At 43.3% G+C, this 20,249-nt stretch carries 16 protein-coding genes; all 16 read right to left on the bottom strand.

Annotation, left to right across the window (positions count from 1 at the left end):
- Position 1 precedes the first annotated feature (1 nt).
- The 16 genes from A8C56_RS09715 to A8C56_RS09785 all read right to left on the bottom strand — a co-directional run bounded on the left by A8C56_RS09715 (position 2) and on the right by A8C56_RS09785 (position 20,244).
- Positions 2-2,944 (bottom strand): SusC/RagA family TonB-linked outer membrane protein, encoded by a 2,943-nt coding sequence (locus tag A8C56_RS09715; RefSeq protein WP_084490142.1) that lies wholly within the window; start codon positions 2,942-2,944, stop codon positions 2-4.
- Between the two features lie 540 nt (positions 2,945-3,484).
- Positions 3,485-4,117 (bottom strand): cyclase family protein, encoded by a 633-nt coding sequence (locus A8C56_RS09720; RefSeq protein ID WP_067755106.1) that lies wholly within the window; start codon positions 4,115-4,117, stop codon positions 3,485-3,487.
- A 50-nt stretch (positions 4,118-4,167) separates the two neighbouring features.
- Positions 4,168-5,013, bottom strand: a complete 846-nt coding sequence (locus tag A8C56_RS09725) for an AraC family transcriptional regulator (protein WP_169818764.1) — start codon at positions 5,011-5,013, stop codon at positions 4,168-4,170.
- An 85-nt stretch (positions 5,014-5,098) separates the two neighbouring features.
- On the bottom strand, positions 5,099-6,094 hold the full coding sequence (locus tag A8C56_RS09730) for a multidrug DMT transporter permease (protein WP_067755113.1): 996 nt from the start codon (positions 6,092-6,094) through the stop codon (positions 5,099-5,101).
- Between the two features lie 36 nt (positions 6,095-6,130).
- Positions 6,131-7,084 (bottom strand): C-terminal binding protein, encoded by a 954-nt coding sequence (locus A8C56_RS09735; protein ID WP_067755116.1) that lies wholly within the window; start codon positions 7,082-7,084, stop codon positions 6,131-6,133.
- Between the two features lie 8 nt (positions 7,085-7,092).
- Positions 7,093-8,136 carry a zinc-dependent alcohol dehydrogenase gene (locus A8C56_RS09740; protein WP_067755119.1) on the bottom strand — a complete coding sequence of 348 codons (1,044 nt, stop codon included), beginning with the start codon at positions 8,134-8,136 and terminating at the stop codon, positions 7,093-7,095.
- Positions 8,137-8,142: 6 nt separating this feature from the next.
- The gene (locus tag A8C56_RS09745; protein WP_067755122.1) at positions 8,143-8,889 is read right to left on the bottom strand and encodes an SDR family NAD(P)-dependent oxidoreductase; all 747 of its coding nucleotides are present in this window, start codon (positions 8,887-8,889) and stop codon (positions 8,143-8,145) included.
- 445 nt (positions 8,890-9,334) lie between these two features.
- Positions 9,335-10,147, bottom strand: coding sequence for a hypothetical protein (locus tag A8C56_RS09755; protein WP_067755128.1), 813 nt, complete (start codon positions 10,145-10,147; stop codon positions 9,335-9,337).
- Positions 10,148-10,379: 232 nt separating this feature from the next.
- Positions 10,380-10,583 (bottom strand): hypothetical protein, encoded by a 204-nt coding sequence (locus A8C56_RS24670; protein ID WP_169818765.1) that lies wholly within the window; start codon positions 10,581-10,583, stop codon positions 10,380-10,382.
- Positions 10,584-11,026: 443 nt separating this feature from the next.
- Positions 11,027-11,230, bottom strand: coding sequence for a hypothetical protein (locus tag A8C56_RS24445; RefSeq protein WP_157097940.1), 204 nt, complete (start codon positions 11,228-11,230; stop codon positions 11,027-11,029).
- Between the two features lie 427 nt (positions 11,231-11,657).
- On the bottom strand, positions 11,658-12,047 hold the full coding sequence (locus A8C56_RS09760; RefSeq protein WP_067755131.1) for a MauE/DoxX family redox-associated membrane protein: 390 nt from the start codon (positions 12,045-12,047) through the stop codon (positions 11,658-11,660).
- Between the two features lie 193 nt (positions 12,048-12,240).
- Entirely contained in the window at positions 12,241-13,554 is a 1,314-nt protein-coding gene (locus A8C56_RS09765; protein WP_084490144.1) for a hypothetical protein, read from the bottom strand.
- A 106-nt stretch (positions 13,555-13,660) separates the two neighbouring features.
- The gene (gene gyrA / locus A8C56_RS09770; protein WP_067755137.1) at positions 13,661-16,288 is read right to left on the bottom strand and encodes a DNA gyrase subunit A; all 2,628 of its coding nucleotides are present in this window, start codon (positions 16,286-16,288) and stop codon (positions 13,661-13,663) included.
- Positions 16,289-16,502: 214 nt separating this feature from the next.
- Positions 16,503-17,756, bottom strand: coding sequence for a methionine adenosyltransferase (gene metK / locus A8C56_RS09775; RefSeq protein ID WP_067755140.1), 1,254 nt, complete (start codon positions 17,754-17,756; stop codon positions 16,503-16,505).
- An 81-nt stretch (positions 17,757-17,837) separates the two neighbouring features.
- Positions 17,838-19,394, bottom strand: coding sequence for a DUF4270 domain-containing protein (locus A8C56_RS09780; protein WP_157097941.1), 1,557 nt, complete (start codon positions 19,392-19,394; stop codon positions 17,838-17,840).
- Positions 19,395-19,431: 37 nt separating this feature from the next.
- The gene (locus A8C56_RS09785) at positions 19,432-20,244 is read right to left on the bottom strand and encodes a glycogen/starch synthase (RefSeq protein ID WP_067755146.1); all 813 of its coding nucleotides are present in this window, start codon (positions 20,242-20,244) and stop codon (positions 19,432-19,434) included.
- Positions 20,245-20,249: the final 5 nt, after the last annotated feature.

The raw sequence follows: 20,249 nt of genomic DNA on the forward strand, positions 1-20,249 counted from the left end.
TTTAAAAAGTCAATTGCATGCCCAGAGTAAATGTGCGTGTTTGAGGATAAACCGAGGCCCATTCTACGCCGCCTTCCCAACCGGTAATATCAACCTCAGGGTTCAGACCTTTATATTTTGTAATGCGGAACACGTTATTACCTGTTAGGTAAAATCTTGCGGACTCCATAATTTTTAAAAGCTTTTTCGTATTCAGCTTATAGCCCAGGGTAAAATTCTGAAGTTTTAGGAAGGTACCGTCCTGAAGGAAGTAATCACTTTCAAGCACCTGCCCCTGTATCGCCCCGTTTTTTGTATACGCATCAAGCAACTGGTTGCGCAAGCCACCAGGCAAACCGGCCTGCATGCCCATTTCATGCTCAATGGCATTGTATATGTCGTATTTAATCCAGCTGGTAAAGGTTAAGCCCAGTGAGAAGTTTTTATATTGCAGATCATGCGTCCAACCTATGATTGCCTTAGGAATATAATTACCAATATAGCGTTTATCTTCAAGATTTTTGCCGTCAACTTCGGGTACAATCTTATTACCATCCTTATCCAGCGCTATAAAACGCCCTTCGTTATCTACACCCGCGTATTGATACAACCAGAACGATCCTACCCGTGCATTTTCTTCAATACGGTGAAGATCACCTGCACGGCCTACATAAGCACCTGTATAATAGGTTTGATTCCCCCATAAGGAACCGATCTTGGTAACATTATGGCTAACATTTGCTTTCATCGTATAGTCCCAGTTGCCGGCAGATACAACGTTCCCGCCAATTTCAAACTCCCATCCATTGTTTTTTAACGTACCTATATTTTTATACATCTGTGCCTGAACATAAGGAGGTTGTGGTACATCCACATTGTATATCAAACCCACTACGTTACGCGTGTACAAATCCAGTTTACCAAACAGGCGGCTATTAAACAGCACGAAATCTATCCCAAGGTTCCACTCATGTTTTTCTTCCCATCCCAAATCCGGGTTGATGTTTTGGGTAATGCCATAGGAATAGGCCCAATTGCCATTTGGCAAAGGATAATATGAATCAGCCCCATACATTGTTGCTGCGTAATCGGCAGAGAAGCCTTCATTGCCCGTTACACCATAAGAAGCACGGATCTTCAGGTCATTAATCGCAGCAATGTTTTGCATAAAGCTTTCTTGTGAAAGACGCCATGCTCCTGACACCTGCCAGAAATTACCCCAGCGTTTGTTGGCTGCAAATTTTGACGAGCCTTCGCGACGGAAAGTACCCGAAAGCAAATACCGGTCTTTAAATGAATAGTTGATACGGCCAAAATAAGCCAGCAGCTTTTGTGTGATCTGTTTTGACGATTGCATTTCAGCCTTGTTGGCAACAGCAGGATTGTTTAGGTTGATACCGGAGCCAATATCCCACATTTTAATACCATCTACAGCAAAGCCATAGTTTTTCATCCCAAACATTTCTCCGTTAAATTCATAGTAGCTGTAACCCGCAGCCGCGTTAACAGAATGGTCGCCAAGTGTATTGTTATAAGAGAAATAACCATCCGTATTCAACCGGTTTTCTTTCTGGAATCTCAGCTCGGCAGTACCTTGCCCGCTAACGTTTTGATATTCCGTTACAGTAGTGGTGGATGGCGCATAATAATGAAATTCGCTTTGGCGGTTCTCAAAACCTACGTTATGATGGTACGCCAATCCTTTTATCGGCTTGATGTTGAGCGTAAGTGCCACATCGGGACGGAACCATTTATCCAATTGGTTATTGGTGATCAGCTCCGCATCGCGGATGGTATTGGGATCATCCAATCCGTTACGCGGGTTCCATTGCGTAAGGTCATAAGGAGAGCGTGTAGGATTTACCGCCAACAAAGTGCCAACGCCAGGCGACGACAAATCGCGGTTCGCCTGCCGGTAGGCAACGTGTGTTCCAATTTCCAACCAGCCATCTATAAGCTTAAAATCGCCGTTGATGCGTCCGCTGTAGTCAATCCGGTCATCTCCCGAAAGTACTCCCCGGTTGTCTTCATAAGCTGCCGTAGCATAAAGTTTAGCTGTTGCAGTTCCGCCCTGAATATTCACCACATGGCGTTGCGAAGTAGGGTTCTTGCTCATGCCCTCTTCCCACCAGTCAATATCATATCCATAATTAGTAGCTCCTGGTTTGTATTTCAAATATTCCTCTGCGTTCATCACGCGGGGTTTTCCAAAATCCTGCTTGAAAATAACTTCGCCTATATATGAAATTTTCATTTTTCCTTCCTGCGCTTTTTTAGTAGTGATCACAATAACGCCACCGGTAGCCCGGGTACCATAAATAGCACCTGCCGCAGCATCTTTCAATACGTCGATGGATTGAATATCTTCCAACGCCACTGAGCGCAGATCGCCACCAGGCATACCATCGATCACTACCAAAGGTTCACGTGATGTATTTACCGAAGCCATACCCCGTAACTGCAACGCAGTAGCCGAGTTAGGGCTGGCCGTTTCCTGAACCACCAAACTGCTAACCTTACCTTTGAGTGCATTGGCTATTGTAGCACCATTTACACCAGGCACCAGGTCTTTTGCTTTAAGCGAAGTAATGGAGCTCGTCAGGTTTTTCTTTTCTAGTGTACCATAACCCACTACTACCACTTCGTTCAACTGGGCCACGTCGGGGTTAAGGGCAACATCTACAGTTGAACGCGACCCGACAACTTCCTCATGCGTTTCCAACCCAACGGCCGAAAACACTAATGTACCTCCTTCAGCGGGTACGGCAAGCTTGTAAGCGCCTTTGGCATCCGTATTTGTGCCGTTATGCATGCCTTTTACAATCACATTTACTCCGGAAACAGGTAAGTTGTCTTTTGTTGTCGTTACTGTTCCGGTAATCGTTCGCTCCTGTGCCCATGCCCTTCCTTCAAGGAGAAGAATAAACAACAGCATGAACCCATTCATTAAGCAAATCCTCTTCATACTTTAAATTGGTTTGGTTTGGTAAATTGAAGTTTCCTCATTTTTTAAGCGGTATTTGTGTTTATTCAGCAATCGTGGTTTAAGTTATGGCGTAAGCTTAAACTGAATAAAAACTCCTGTATGGCTTAACTAATAAAAGAAATTGCTGCTGAAAGTAAATAACGGAAGTCGCTAACCTTTGGCAGCAATGCAGTGTAAAAGTAATTGGATCACGTCCCCTAAACTTCCTCAAAAAAGGCAAAAAAATATGCTTTTATAACATACGGCGTTCCTGTTTTACAACGAATCGGTATCAAAAATCATTTCTCGTCACAGTCAGTTCGAACACTGACCGTGGTGTGGGCCGAACAAACCACTTGTGATTGCGAACATCTAATAAAATTGATCGTCAATTACAATGGCCATTTCATTATTCGGATATTCTCATTAAAAAACCCTTTACAATGCTTAATAGTAAAGGGTTTTGTAGAAAAAACGTTGCTTCTATTGCAATAACTGCTCTCTGTTAAGACAATTTGTGCTCGCTTCTTTCTTGTTTTTTTATTCATCAACCATTGCCACAGCGCGAATTGGTGAGCCGTCTCTCCCTTTAAAGTTCAACGGAAACCCAATGAAAGTAAACTGATCCGGAAGTTGATCAAGATTTGCTAATGACTCAACAATCACAATCTCATTAGGCAATAAAATGTCGTGATGGATCTCATACCAGTCTTTACTGGGTGTGGGCGTATCCATACCTAAAAAACGGATGCCACATTCGGCCAGATATTTCCCCGCCTCCTGGGTAAGCGAAGGAAAATCGGAATAAAAATTTTCTTTTCCGAATTGCCGATACCAGCCTGTTTCATAAATGATCCTTGCACCTCTCTGTAAAACAGACCGGTAAGGTATAAAATCATCGGGGGTAATTTCTTCATTTGCCTGTTTCGGTATCCGGATGAGATGTGTTGTACCATAAAACCAATCCAGTGGCATCTGATCAAGTGTTTTGCCTTCGTCCAAAAAATGATACATAGCATCTACGTGTGTTCCCTGATGGCTTCCCATACTGACCTGCGTAATATTATATTTAAGCGTTTTGGTAGTACCATGCGGTATAATACTCAGCTTGGGGTCCCAGGGAAAAGTTTGCTGTCCGTGCTCTAATGGATGGGAAAGATCTATCAATTTCATATTGGATTCGTTTTATAGTTTATGATATTACCAACGACAGCGTTGACGCCTTATTTATTTGTATGTGTTAATTGATATTTTTTTGGGGTAAGCCCTGTAATTTTTTTAAACTGTTCATTAAAATTGGACAGATTTTGAAACCCGCTCTCATAACACACTTCGGTAACGGCCCTGTCTTCCTGCATCAGCAGTTTACACGCATATCCTACCTTAAGTTCAATTATGAATTGCCGGAAGGGTTTGCGCATACGGCTTTTAAAATACCTACTGAAGGCTGAAGGCGACATGTGAGCTACTTCTGCAACCTCAACAAGGTTAATGTCCTTATGAAAATTATTCATAATATATTCATAAATCTTTCTTAACCGTTCTGAACCGGGGTCTTCAATTGATTTAACAAACACTTCACTTGATAGTTCTACAAGATCCTCAGAAGTGGAAAGGATATCCAGTAACGACAACAGCAACCTGATCTTTTCAATACCCTTTGTTTTTTCCATAGCCAGCAGTAATTCGGTCAGCACCACTTTTGTTTTTCCTGTGATCCTGATCCCCCTGTGTGAACGCTCCAGCAATGCGAGAACATTTTTCATTTCGGGCGATTCAAAAAACCGGTGCCCCCACATATCCTCCAAAAAATGCAGTACTAGCGCTTCTGCCTTTTTATAATTTTTTATACCCTCATTACGCCAGGTATGGGGAAGGTTCTTTCCAATAAATATCAGATCTCCGGCGGCAAAAGAATCAATATGATCTCCTACCATACGGGTACCATTGCTTTCCAGGATTAATGTAAGCTCGTATTCGTCGTGAAAATGCCAGATTGCCGGGAACCGGTCCTCATGCACGTATCTGTTAACCGCAAAAGATTCAGAATCGGTCTTCTGGACTTTCATTAATTTAGGAATCATAAATAACCAATGGTTTTATGACCTAAACATAATATAAAATCCGGCAAAACGCTATAAATACATTATTTTTTTAGCTTTTAGCGTAAATAATGAGTAATACGCCAATAATGTAGCAACAAAACATGCTGTACAATAGCCAGGACGTACCCGGCGGAGCATTCCGAAACTCTTTCCATACAAAAACACCCCAGATTGCTGCCACCATGGCATTTCCCTGCCCCAACCCAAAAGAGATGGCAAAGCCCGCATTTCCTGCTGAAAGGATGCTGAATGTAAGGCCCAGCCCCCAAACGGCACCTGCAAGAACACCCATAAGATGCCTGAAAACGGAACCGGCGAGGTAGTCTTTAAACCCCAACGGCTTTCCCTGAAAAGGTTTTTTCATGAGTAGGGTATTCAACAGCAGGTTGCTTATGAGCACACCAAAAGCAAAACAACAAGTTGCCGAATAAGGCCCCAGCCTGCCCGACTCTGGCACTTTAAAATTAGGGTACATGGCGGCGGCAACAAACCGGTAAAAACATCCAAAAAGTATCCCTGCCAATAAAGAAAGAATAATTCCCTTGCCGGAAAATTTATGATTTCCAGAAACCCTGCGGTGTGAAACAGAAGATAACAAAATTGCGGCGGCAATAAATATTACCCCGCCAAACAGGTAAACCGGCTTTCCTGCAGGTAAGGCAATATAATTAACAACAACACCCAGAATCAACCCGGTACCGGCTCCAATTGAAAATGCAACCGCCATACCTGCAATAGCAATGGCTGCTACAAACAGAATATTGGCCGCGTTAAAAATAACCCCTCCTATAGCAGCCGATATGAGATTGTTTAAATCCGCCTGACGCAGATCCTCCATAAAACTGCTTCCATAATTGCCAAACGACCCTAAAGTAAAAGCAAGAAGTAAGGTTACCGCCACAATACCCAATACATAATCCCAATAAAACAGTTCAAACCGCCATGAAGCGCCCGCCATCTTTTGCAATACCGGCCAGGAACCCCAGCAGATCATTGTAATAAATAGCAATATTATGGCAATGGAATACGTTTCTGCAACAAACATAGTTTTTAGTTTTTTAACCGGTCTTCAGTTCCTGTTTTATATCACCCTGTTTTTAAGCGGTTCTGACTGCAGCCCCCGGAGCACTTCCGCAGCCGCCATTTGTTGCAAAGCCGGCACGCTGCGCTCACTATACCAGGCTGTGTGCGATGTAAGCACTGCATGCTCCACGCCCCATAAAGGATGTGTTTCCGGTAACGGCTCATTTTCAAACACATCCAGCCCTGCCACTACCCGCCGTTTTGAAAGTGCCGCAGCCAATGCTTCCGTATCAATAAGTCCGCCCCTAGAAGTATTGATAATAATTGCGCCCTGCTTCATTTGCTCAATGGTTGCCGCGTTTATTATATGCTGCGTTTCAGCCGTAAGCGGAAGGTGTAATGAAATAATATCGGCTCCGGATATCAGCTCCTCAAAACTCAAAGCTGCAACCCCGGCTTCCTTTAACTGAAAGGGGTTGATCTTTGGATCATAGGCTCCTACTTTAAAACCCAAAGACTTTGCGCTTTTAAGAACTTCCCTGGCAATGCGGCCAAAACCGATAGTACCAAACAGCATATCCCGAAAAGCCGGCATTCTGTAAGGAGGCACGATCTTCCACTCGCCTTTTTTGAGCCGGTTATTGATCTCGCCCAATTGACGCGAAAGCGAAAGTGCAAGAGCGAGTGTATGATCGGCTACTTCATTTATACAATAATCCGGCACATTACAGACCGGTATTGATTTTTGCTTGGCTGCATTTAAATCCACATTATCCACCCCAATACCGTATCGCACTATAATCTTACATTTATTAAGGTGTGCAATCAGGCGGGCACTTATAGGCGCCCACTGAACCAGTAAGGCATCAGCATCTGTGCAAGCTTCAATCAATTCATCTTCCGTGCTGGTTTCCAGTGCTACTAAATCATAGCCATGCTCCCGGAACATTTTTAACTCCTGTTCAAGATCTTTAAATCCATAATCGGTTATTACAATCTTTCCTTTGCTCATTTGAACTGTTATTTATCTGAATGGTTCTTTGCTGGTTCCATAACCAACACCGATTTTATATGAGACCCCTTTGCCTCCATCATATCATAAAAAGCAGTAATACCATTTTCTAAATTATAGTAGTTGATCCATGAGGTCATGTCAACCTTTCCTGAAGCGATCAGGCTGACAGCATCTCGCATATCCTCCTGTGTTGCGGCGTAACTTCCAACCGCCTGTTTCTCAGCCAGTACCAGATCATAGCTTTCCAGCGATTTGCTGTTTTGGTGAAGTCCGATCATTAACAGAACACCTCCGGGCTTTAATACCTTCAACCCATATTGGTTTGTTTGGGCGGATCCAACTGCATCCACAACCAGATCAATAGAAGCGCCTCCTGACATTTCAGATAGTGTAGCTACCAGCTCCTGACGGGAAGGATTAATTACCCCGGAAGCTCCCAGCTTTTGGGCAATTGACAGCCGGTCTTCTAAAAGATCGGCTACAAAAACATGGACCTGCCGCATAGATCTGAATGCCTGCAAAGCCATAAGCCCTATTGGTCCGGCGCCGATGATGAGCATATTATTGACGGGAATATGTTTACTAAGCTTTACCAGGTGTACACCGTTAGCCAGTGGCTCTGCCAGGCAAGCCGCATGAAAAGGAACCATTTCCGGCAATGGTATCAAACAATGCGCCGGTACATTCACATATTCGGCAAATGCCCCGTTGCGCTGCATTCCAAATACCTGCCGGTTTTGACAAAGGTTTGTTTTTCCGGAAGTACACAACTCACAATGCCCGCAGGGAACAATGGCGTTACTTACTACCCGGTCTCCTTTTTTCCAATCAGCCACAGATTCCCCTACATCAACAATGACACCACTAAATTCATGACCCATTATTAATGGCGGCACCCGCCGGCTACTATGCGATTTAAAGGTTTCCAGCTCACTGCCACAGATGCCACAGGCGGCTACTTTTATCAGTACCTCGTTCTTTGCCATGTAAGGGACCTGCTGATCTGTAATTTCCAACAGATCATGTTTGGGGTAAAAAAGTGTTTTCATCGTCATTTACTTTGCCAGATATCCTCCATCCACCAATAAATCGCTTCCTGTTATGAAGGAAGCGTCATCACTTGCCAGAAAGGCAGCAGCAGCAGCAACTTCCTCCGGCCTTCCCTGCCGCCCCAATAAATGCATGGCAGCAGCCCTGCGATCTTCTGCCTCAATATCCAATCCCAGTTTTTCGCATGAATCAATAAATGCCCTGGTATAGATATAACCCGGGCACAGCGTGTTCACCCGTATTCCAAAGGGTGCCAGATCCTGTGCCCAGCATTTCGCCAGTCCCCTGAGCGCAAATTTGGTTGCATTATATGTTGCAAAGTTTGCCTGCCCGATAAATCCGCTGACCGATGATATATTTATAATACTTCCTTTGCCAATTTCCTGCATTTGCGGAACGATATACTTTGTTATTAATGAAGTACCGCAAATATTTACAGCATTGATGCGCTCCCAATCTTCCGCACTTGCATCAACACCTTTAAAAATAAAACAGGCGGCGGCGTTCACCAGTATGCTCACTTTGCCCAGTTCCTCCGCGATAGCAGCACAGACAGCGGTTACCGCACCTTCGTTACTGATATCGACCTGCCAGTAGCGTGCGCCGATCGAGCTGGCTTTCGCTTCTGTATCAGGAGCTACATCCAGCAAAACAACAGAACACCCTTCCTCTGATAAACGGCTGGCTATGGCAAAGCCTAAATCCCCCAAACCTCCGGTAACGACAGCAATCTGATTTTTTAACCCTTTCATAATGTTATTTTACAATTCGTTAATAAAACAAATTTAGTTCCCGTTGTTGTAAAAAAACTACGCTTTCATGCCTAAAAAAGATACTTGGATAACATGACAAGCTAGATTTCAATATTTTTAAGTTAAAATGTCTTATATCTATTCCAACTGGCTAAACACAGCCGGGTTATGCACCACTTCACTTCCAAGCATTCTGAAATCGCTATATGATTCTGCACCGTAATCTTTATAGGCCGGTTTAGATGCATAAATAAAATCAATATGTTCTGCGGTATTTAGATCTTTGATCTCCGTGACAAAATATGCAGTTTTACGCAAGTTTGAATTAAAGTTTTGGATGGTCTCTATAGCAAGAAATGTATAAGCAATGCCTTAAAATGCCCGGCAGCAAATAAAGGGCGCATTACTATATTTCTATTCTACAATAACGGAAGCCTGTCGTCTGTTAATATTCGTAAAACTCACGCAGCTTTATGCGCTTATATTGGCTGTGTATTTCCCGCTTCAGAAAGTATCGGTGAGAGAAGCCCGTCAATACGACGATTCGTTTCGCCGGATTTTGTTTAACAATTGCAACGATATTTTTTGCCATAGTTTTATTTCGCAAATCCCAAAAGTGTGACAGGCTGCTATAAGCATTTCGTACACTTACTTTTGTTCCCAAAATTGTGGTTACAAATAGTTTTGAGAATTCATCCCTTTGATTTATAACTTTTCTGATTTTGTGGTGTTGGTAAATCTGTTTCCTTTTCGCGAGCTTATCGAGCTCAGAACTATTAAATTCAGAAGCTGGCTTGTTAGCATAACTATTCAATTCTTCTGTAAGCGAGTAGTATTTTTTTACAATTTTAGTTTGACGTTTTCTCAAAAGTTTATTTCTATATAAACTATCCAGTAACTTCCCGGTTAAATTTTGCGATTGTTTAATTCCATGCTGCAGGCGATAAGTATCCCGGTTTTCGTAATCAAAATGTGAGGCAATAGTTAAAGGATGTAGTTCAATATACCGGGCTATAGCAACCGGTTCGTTCTCTTTTGATTTGTATTTCAGCCCGAATTTTTCATCAAACGTTTTTGAAAATAGCCCACTATCCAGCTCAAGAAGGATAATATCAGGCTTTACCTTTTCAAGAATGGTGAAAAGGGTGTCTGCATTAAAGCTTTCTGACGCAACGTGGGCATTACCAATAATAGTAAGTTCCTGGCTGAAAAGGTAAGCCGGGAAAATCAGAGCGATTAAAGTTATAACACCTCTCATTGTAGAATTTTCCTATATACTACACGCCTGAATGCCTGCAATGTTACACCGCCAGGCTAATGAGAGCGGATTTTTACTTTCAAAAGATATGGGTTTCCCCCGGTAATATTCAAATATCTTAATTTATGCTTTCATAAAATTATAGATACCAATGGTGGTTTTCGATACTTTCTTTTTTTTTCACTTTATGTATTCATCAATCCGGAAGTATAAATCAGGATTGGCTTTTGAATTAGTTTTTTCGCCGGAAAATTGCTTTTTCCTCTAAAGTCGCAGGGTCAAAACCTGGATAATAGGTTTCCTTGGTAAAGGTAACAACGTTGGGTATATTCTCTTTTATGGCATAGGACACTACATCATTAGCAAGCCGCAGTTGTCTTGCTAATTCTTCGTTCAGGGTGTCGGCCATTCCATATTCCTCCGGGGAGTCTGACAAAATCCGTATGTGTTTACGATGCCAGTATTTGAGCGGGATAGCGATTTCGGTGTTGAGAGGGAGGAATTTTTCTGTTTTCGCAATACTGAAGAAGATCAGAGCGGTACCATCTTTTCTTGCCTTGCTCTTTAGGCAAATGGGTTTAATTGGTAACAGTTCGATTGATTTACTTTCTTAATCCTGCTTACAGGAAAGAAGAATGATCTTGAATGACAATAGCTGCCTGCTTCAATGCGCTTACAACCTGCGTTTAAAACCGTTGAGTCCCGGCTTTCGTCATTTTTATTTTGCCTGCTGGTTCAGGTGAACGTATTTGTCAAAAATTACATCTCTTTGTCAAATCCCGCCTGTCGTCTAATACGATAGTGAAATTTATTATAGACCTAAACAAAGCATTGCTACTAAAAACCGGGGCATTAAAATTCCTCCAAAGCAGATGGGATCTATTGATTCTCAACACCCTTGTATTTCCAGGAAGCACCAAAAGAAAAGGCACATGCGGCAAATGCTCCCGCGGAAATAGTGCCTTCCTGCTGGTGAGGCAGGGAATAGCGCTGATAATCCTCCATCTGCGCTTCCGCCATTGGCGGAAGTCTGCGTTCCGAAGGTCCGGAACAGCGGGGACGTAACACGATAGTGAAATTCATTACAGGTCAATAAAAGGGTTGCATTTTTGCGGGAAACTTTTTGGTCTGATTAAAATGCCATTTCCGTATAAACCGTCAATCCAACTATCTTTGAAAAACCAGCACAATGTAAGCCCGCTCCCAAATGTTGATGAACGTAGCTAATTGATTGCAACTGCTGTAATAGAGAGGATAAAAGTTAAAATAAAAAGGAAACTGGGTTTACAGGAATCGTACAAACAATGTAAGATGAAGTTATGGCCGGAAGATCCTGACCGATTGCGGGATTTCTGCCGGAACTAAGGCCAAATGGCAAAAGCCGGAACTTTTACAATAGAAGGCTGAGAAAATTAAATCGCTTCACAACGAACCGCTATTAAAATTTTCTTTATTATAGTAATGCCGGCTGTAGCCTTCTAATAAAATAAAGCTAATCATAAAACGTCTGTTATGCTTTTACTTCTTCATTACAATATCGCAGCTGGTACCAAAGCAGTCCGGAAAGATAAGCTGCATGGATCAGCTGCGCTTCAATAGCGTTCCAGTTCTCAATGGAGCAGCTACCCAATATCAGCAGTGTCATCAAAGCAAGGCCTGCAAAAATGCTGTATTTAACTTTAAAACCGATCAGCAGGGCCAGTCCGATCAATAGCTCTAAAAAAGGTAAAATATAGCCAAATGTCAGCGTTAGAGAAGCCGGCAATACCGATTTTTCCATTGTAGTTACCATCCAATTGCTGAAGGCTGCAAGCTTAGGTATTCTTACCAGACCATGTCCCGATAAGGATACAGCCACCGGAAGGCGTAAAAAGAAAAATATTGTTTTAAGATCTTTCATATACTATTTTATTTTTACCGTGTGCTGTTTTAGAAACAGGACTATTCAGCAATTTACTATTTTATTCCATTGCGGCACTGGAAGCGTACTCAACAATGCTCTAAAAACGATGGTGCCTTATATTCTAAAAAAAGCGGCAGTTGACGCATCAACTACCGCTCTGAAAAAACAAGAACTGAAAACCGCTCTCTTCTTACTTCAGGCTTTTATATAAACTGTCATATTTTTTCTCCAGTGCATTGTATTTTGCTTTATCTGCACCTTTTGCATCCTGGCCTATAAAGAAATAATACTGGGCAAGGTTACCGGCAATAATATAGTATTGGCGTTTTTGAACATTATCCAGGGGATTTACTTTGCTCAGCATATCCGCAGCCTTCTCAAAATTTTCAGCAGCTAATGCATACTCATCAACATAGGCTTTTTTTGCATCAGCATATTTTTGCTTATCTGCAGCAGTGGCTTTTGCTCCTTTGCCATCCAGCTCTTTTTCAGCAGCACGCATTGCATCTTCCAGGCTACTGGCCTTGCTCATATAGTGATCGCCCATCAACAATATTGGCTGAATCTCTGAGGATTTGATGGAGCTGGCTTTCTTTAAGGCAGTGATCATTTTGCCTTCCAGCTCATCATAATTGGCAGGTTTTGCTTCCCCTTCTTTTGAACGGTCCAGTTTTTCAAAGATCGCTTCACCTAAAGCCAGGTTGGCATTATAATCATCCGGAGTGGAAGCTACGATCTTTTCCAGATTGGCCACCTTTTCTTCAAAACTGCTGCTGCCGCCGATAGCGAAATCTAATTTATTATAGCTAAAGAACGGGCTTTGAGGGTATAATTCTTTGCCCAGGGCCTTGTATTTTTCAAAATTTGCATCGTCATTTTTAGCAGCGTAATAACGCACCAGGCTCTGATAAATAGTGCTGTCTTTAGGCTCATGCACCTTTAGATCAGCCAGGCGGGTATTGTATTTGGCAGCCTCATCAGTCTTTTTTACGGTTTCGGCCAATATACCGGCATAATAATTAGCGTTGGTATCAATCGGGCCCGGCAGGTTGATCTTCTTTGCAATTAAAACATCCGACAGATCTACCACATTTTTAAATTTATTGTACGCCGCTTCATAATTTTTGGCATTGATATCAGCCACACCGCTGTTAAAATAAGCTGCATACAACTGATAAGGTGCATTTTTATAAGTATCCAGATCCTTCATAGAAGGATCCATTTCCCGGTACTTTGAAAAAGCGGCAAATGCTTCTTCCCTGTTCTTTTCTGCATCAGCAGCTTTGGAACTATCCAGCGCATCAGCAGCGAACAGGTACGTTTTAATGATATAACCTTCTGGTTTTGAAAAGAATTTTTCATTTGTTGATTCCTTGTCATAGGCTTTATGCGCTTCTGCCAGGTTATTGGTTAACAGGGCTGCTTTAATGCCATCATATTTCTGAGCATAACCGGCTGCTGCACTCATTACAGCTACCCCGATAAGAAAAAGCTTTTTCATCATTTTTTCGTTAAAATTTTAATTAGTAATACGTTTTGACCCGGATTTACAATCCAGATGCTGAATAATTATGCGGCAATTTTCGTTCCGAAATTGCCGCATCAGGACATTAATTTCCCTGTTTTTCATCATTATTTTCTTTTTCTTCCTCCTCAGAAGATGCATTTGTATCCTTTTCAGTTGTATATGAACCGGTAATTGCTTCCGGAGATGTACCTGTTTCTGCCGTATCCTGGCTTACTGTGCCTTCTTCAGGCTCTTCCTGCTCATCTACCTTACTTATGGCTGCGATCTGGTCGTCATCTTCCAGGCGGATCAGTTTTACACCCTGGGTAGCCCTTCCCAGCTCGCTGATACCACTTACCGGCATCCGTATTGTAATGCCGCTTTTACAGGTGATCAGCAGATCCTGGGTTTCATCTACATCCAAAAGCCCTACCAGCGGGCCTGTTTTTTCAGTAACATTGATGGTTTTAACCCCTTTTCCGCCCCGGTTGGTAAAACGGTATTCATCCACTTTTGTCCGTTTTCCATATCCTTTTTCACTTACTACCAGCACCGATTTTTGGGTATCCACCGCCAGGCAGATCAGCCCGATCACCTCATCTTTTTCATCATCCACTTCAATTCCGGCAACTCCTATGGCGCCACGGCCTGTAGCCCTTACCTTTTCTTCAGAAAAACGGATAGCGCGCCCGCTTTTTACGGCCATCATAATTTCGCAGTTCCCGTCCGTCATTCTTGCCTCTAATAACTGATCGCCTTCATTAATAGTGATCGCGTTCACACCAGTTAACCGCGGCCGGCTAAAGTCTGCCAGCGCGGTTTTCTTTATGACACCTTTTTGGGTACAGAGCACAATATTGTGCTTATTTACAAATTCTTCGTTTTTGAGATCGTTCACATCAATGATGGCACGGATCTTATCATCCGGAGGCAATTGCATCAGGTTCTGGATAGCCCTTCCTTTACCTGTTTTTTCACCTTCGGGTATTTCGTAAACATTCAGCCAGTAGCATCTGCCTTTTTCTGTAAAAAATAAAAGCGTATGATGTGTTGATGCTACAAACAGGTGCTCGATATAATCTTCATCACGTGTTTTTCCACCCATTACACCACGGCCGCCCCTGCGCTGCGCACGATAATCATCAGCCGGAGTACGTTTTATATAACCCAGATGCGATATAGTGATCACCACATCTTCTTCTTTTATGAGGTCTTTTATGGAAACTTCATTATCCAGGTAAGTAATTTCTGATTTACGCGCATCTCCGAACTTCTCTTTTATTTCTGTCAGCTCTTTTTTAATGATATCGAAACGCATCGCTTCATTGGCCAGTACCTCTTTTAAATGGGCGATCAGGGCCATCAGTTCGTCATATTCGGCTTTGATCTTTTCACGTTCCATTCCGGTCAAACGCTGCAAACGCAGTTCCAGTATGGCTTTAGCCTGAATTTCATCAATGCCCCAGCCAGCGTTGATCAGGTTATCTTTTGCAACATCAGGAGTGGGTGAATTACGGATCAGGCGGATCACCTCATCCAGGTGATCCAGGGCAATCAGGTATCCCTGTAAAATATGCGCCCGCTTTTCTGCCTCTTTTAATTCAAATTGTGTGCGGCGGATCACCACATCATGACGGAACTCAACAAATTCGCTGATGAGCTCTTTCAGGTTCATTACTTTGGGCCGCCCCCTGGTAATGGCTACGTTATTGATACCATAAGAGGTTTGCAGATCCGTATTCTTATACAACTGGTTAATGACCACATTGGCAATCGCATCCCGTTTCAGGTCGATAACAATACGTGTTCCTTCCTTTTTGTTAGACTCATTGTTTACGTGCGCAATGCCATCAATGATCTTATTGTTAACGAGTTCGCCTATGCGGTTTGTCAGCGCATCCCGGTTTACCTGATAAGGCACTTCAGAAATAACGATCTGCTCTCTGCCGCTGGGCTTGGTATCAACACGTACTTTACCCCGCAGCACTACTCTTCCCCTGCCGGTATGCATGCCGGCCTTAATCCCTTCCATCCCGTAAATGATGCCGCCGGTGGGGAAATCGGGCGCTTTTACATGCTGCATCAGTTCATCAATAGTAATATCGTTATTATCGATGTAAGCAACACAGCCATCGATCACTTCAGAAAGATTATGCGGCATTACGTTGGTCGCCATACCTACCGCAATACCGCTGGATCCGTTGATCAGTAATTGAGGGATTCTGGTAGGCAGTACTACCGGTTCTTTTTCTGAGTCGTCAAAATTCAGCTGAAAGTCTACGGTATCCTTTTCAATATCATCCAGCATATGCTCTGCCAGCTTCTGAAGACGCACCTCTGTATAACGCATTGCTGCGGGCCCGTCGCCATCCTGGTTACCAAAATTACCCTGCCCGTCTACCATGGTGTACCGCATGCTCCAGTCCTGGGCCATGCGCACCATAGCATCATAAACAGAGCTATCGCCATGCGGGTGGTATTTACCCAATACTTCCCCTACCACACGGGCCGATTTCTTATAGGGTTTATTGGCGTTTAGTCCCAGTTCATTCATGGCGTACAGAATACGGCGGTGAACCGGTTTTAAACCATCTCTTACATCAGGTAAAGCACGGCCAACAATTACGGACATCGAATAATCGATGTAGGCCGTTTTCATTTGTTCTTCAATATTTACAGGAATGATGCGGTTTGCATCCTGTGTGCCTTGCGGTTCTAAATTTTCTTCCATTAAATTATTCTAAATCATTCAAATTAGTGCAAAACGCGCTACGTGCAAATTTAACTTTTTCAGGCCGTATTTCCGATTCCGGTACCCTGTTTTTTCTGATAATTATCCACGGCCTGAATTCCTTTATCAACAGGTATTTCCGGCTGAAAACGGCGGCAAAATCATAAAAAAACCGGCCTGGGTCGGGCCGGTTCCTTTAATATAAAGATTACTGCTATTTCAATTGAAAAGCCTTTTTTACTTTGTTTACATAATCCAGTTTTTCCCAGGTAAACAATTCTACTTTTTTGGTCACTTTTTTACCGTCGGGAGCTACAAAAACCTTTTCTACTATTTGTGGTTCCTTACCCATATGGCCGTAGGCTGCAGTTTCACTGTAAATAGGGTTTCTCAGCTTCAGGCGCTGCTCAATAAAATAAGGGCGCATATCAAACAATCCTTCTACTATTTTGCTGATCTCTCCGTCTGTTAAAGCAACTTTTGCGGTACCATAAGTGTTCACGTTAATGCTGGTAGGCTGTGCTACACCGATCGCATAAGAAACCTGTACCAGCACTTCATCGCAAAGCCCTGCCGCAACAAGGTTCTTGGCAATATGACGTGTTGCATAAGCTGCAGAACGGTCTACTTTGCTGGGGTCTTTTCCACTGAATGCTCCGCCACCGTGAGCCCCTTTTCCTCCATAGGTATCTACAATGATCTTTCTGCCCGTTAAACCGGTATCTCCGTGAGGACCGCCAATTACAAAGTTGCCGGTTGGATTGATATGGTACTTGATCTTGTTATTAAAAAAATGTTTGTATTGAGGGTATTTTTTAATTACACGGGGAATCAGGATCTCTTTTACGTCTTTTGTTATTTTCGCCTGCATTTTTGCTTCTGTATCAAATTCATCGTGCTGGGTAGAAATTACAATGGCCTCTATGCGAACCGGTTTGTTCTGATCATCATATTCTAAGGTAACCTGGCTCTTGGAATCGGGGCGCAGGTAAGTAATCTTTTTGTTTTCCCGGCGTAATGCTGCCAGTTCAATCAGCAGGGTGTGCGCCAGATCCAGTGCCAGTGGCATATAATTGGCTGTTTCATTGGTGGCATAACCAAACATCATTCCCTGGTCGCCGGCGCCCTGGTCTTCTTTTTTCTGGCGTTCAACGCCCTGGTTAATATCAGAAGACTGTTCATGTATAGCTGAAAGCACTCCGCAGGAATTGGCTTCAAACATATATTCGCTTTTGGTATAGCCGATCTTGCTGACTACGCTGCGGGCAATATTCTGAACATCCAGGTAGGCCTTTGATTTTACTTCCCCGGCCAGAACAACCTGACCTGTGGTCACTAAAGTTTCGCAGGCAACTTTCGACTGCGGGTCAAACGCTAAAAAGTTATCAATAAGCGCGTCAGAGATCTGATCCGCCACTTTATCGGGGTGCCCTTCAGACACACTTTCGGAAGTAAACAAATAAGGCATAAACGATTGGGTTATTAAAAAGTCTACAAAAATTAACGGGTGCAAATATAGCACCCGTTGTCTTTTAAATAAAATATAAACTTAAAGTTTCGAATAAACGATCCGGAGCTTCATCCGCTGCGAAGGATGATCTCCCCCACCCAGGCGTACACGCCCCCAGGCGGGCACATAAATCTGCTGGCCGGTTGCTGAAACCGGGAACGAAAGCCGCTGTGTGATCTGGGCATAGGGGCCATCCACATCCCCTATCCGCAAAGCGGTATATGCCGGGGCATACAACCGCATATTGTACAGCGGAACAATGCCATTTACCAGCTTCTGCACATAGGGGGTTAAATTGAACCTCCACTGTTTTACAGTATTGCCCGCCGGATCTTTTGTATAATAATACGTTTGATTGCTGCCACTGGAAGGCACGCTATAAAAGCCGTTCACTCCGGAAATTGAATAAACATAAGAAAGCCCATCACTTGATATCTGCGATGTGACCGGGAAGCAATAAGGCATTAGTTTATAACTCATCAGCGTTGAATCATATGCATCCAGGAACAGGTCTGAAGGCGGACTGAACACCGTATCTGACGGGTCATAAACAGACTCCATCTGAAGTTCCGCCAGGTGTATCACGCTGTTCGGGAAGCCTTTCAGGCCCGGAATCTGAACAGAGGCATAGGTACCGGGGGTGGATTGAATGAACAGCATCTGTGCGGGTGAAGGATCCGCAACAGCAGCCTCTGCCGGACTGCCGGAATAATCGCGCTGAATAGCGCTGGCCACGGCATCGGAGCTGCCTAAGGTAATGCTTGCATAACTGGTATCTATTTTACCGGCAGTACCAGGATCATCATACCGGTAGTACACCAGCAGGCGTGTCTGGCTGCCGGAAGCATCAGGAGAGCTGGTAGTGGGTTCAATAGCCATCAGCCCGTTTCCTCCGGTTGATTGAATAGCAAAACCTTTAAAATAAGTTCTGAAAGTAGAATCATTATGATAGGGTGCGCTGGCACCGGCAGAATCATAAGACAACAGCCGTTGCCCGAAGCTGTTATCCAGCCTTATACGGATCTCATGTGCTGTGCTGGCAGTATCAGGATAATTGATCACTTGGAAACTGTCTGCAAGATTCCTGGGGGTAACCATTACGGAACCCAGCACACCCGCCGTTGGAAAGGTTTGTGATAACTGGTAGCTGGAGTCGGCCCTGAAATCGGCAGACTGGGCAATTTCAGATACCTGAATATTCTGGGGAGTCAGTGTATCACCATAAGTAAAACTGTGTTTCAATACCAGGATCACTGAATCTAGGTACAGTTTTCCGGGAACATTTTTGAAAGGATATCCTGTGGGTGACAACTGCAGGTATAATTGCGCATTGGTTTTACCAAACAACGGATCATTGCCGATATTACCCATCATCTGGTAAAAGGCCACGCCGGTTCTGAATGTGTCTGCATCCAGTGCAAACTGGCCGTTAGTGGTCACCACATCAATGGTCGTATCAAAAGTATGCACATTATCTATAGGAGGCAGTACGTTCCTGCCGAGCTCCGTAGCCATGTTGATTTTACTACAGGAAAACAGGAATATAACAGCAACCAGCGTGGTAATGCTAAGCGCAAATAAAAGCGTTCTTTTCACAGAAAATATTGAATTTAATAGCCTGATTATATAAAAATTAGCTCGCAAGATCGTGATAGAGTTGTAAATACTCTGTTAAATCAGAATCTTCCTTAAACAAAAGGGTCTTCTTACCGCGTACTTTCGAAAATTCTGCAACCAGCTTTTTATCCACCTCTGCAGATCCGAAGGTTATGGCGTCAGAAAAAGTAGCGCCACCCCGCATAAGGGCAACGTTCGTTCCGTCTTTAAATACTTCCAGGTCTTTTTCTTTAAGAGAAGGATGGATCAGTGCCTTGGAAATGAATCCTTTTCCCAGCTTCTCTTTAAAAGTCGTTTCGCCAATGGTATACACAATTTTACTGTGCGCAAAAACCGGCTCCTTTTTATAAACGGTTTTCAGGTAAAAGGGAATTAACCCCGTCATCCAGCCGCTGCAATGGATTACATCCGGCGACCAGCCAAATTTCTTAACTGTTTCCAGGGCGCCCTTGCAATAAAAAACGGTTCTTAAATCATTATCTTCAAACCATTTATCATTTTCATCATGAAAAAGGAACTTACGTTTGAACAATTCCTCATTTTCCAGGAAATAGACCTGCAGACGGGCGCTTGGCAAAGAGGCTACTTTAATCTGCAAAGGCATATCATCATTATCAACCGTTACGTTAATGCCCGAAAGTCTTACTACCTCATGTAACCGATGGCGGCGTTCATTAATGCTGCCAAAACGCGGCATGATGCAACGTACCTCAAAATTGTTATCGTTAGCTTTAATAGCAAGTTTATTAACGGTTTCAGAGAATTCTGTCAATTCAAGATAGGGTGACATTTCATTGGCTATAAATAAGATTCTTTTCTTTGCTGACATGTCTT

Origin of the sequence: Niabella ginsenosidivorans, from assembly GCF_001654455.1 — a bacterium.
GTDB classification, from domain to species: Bacteria; Bacteroidota; Bacteroidia; order Chitinophagales; family Chitinophagaceae; genus Niabella; species Niabella ginsenosidivorans.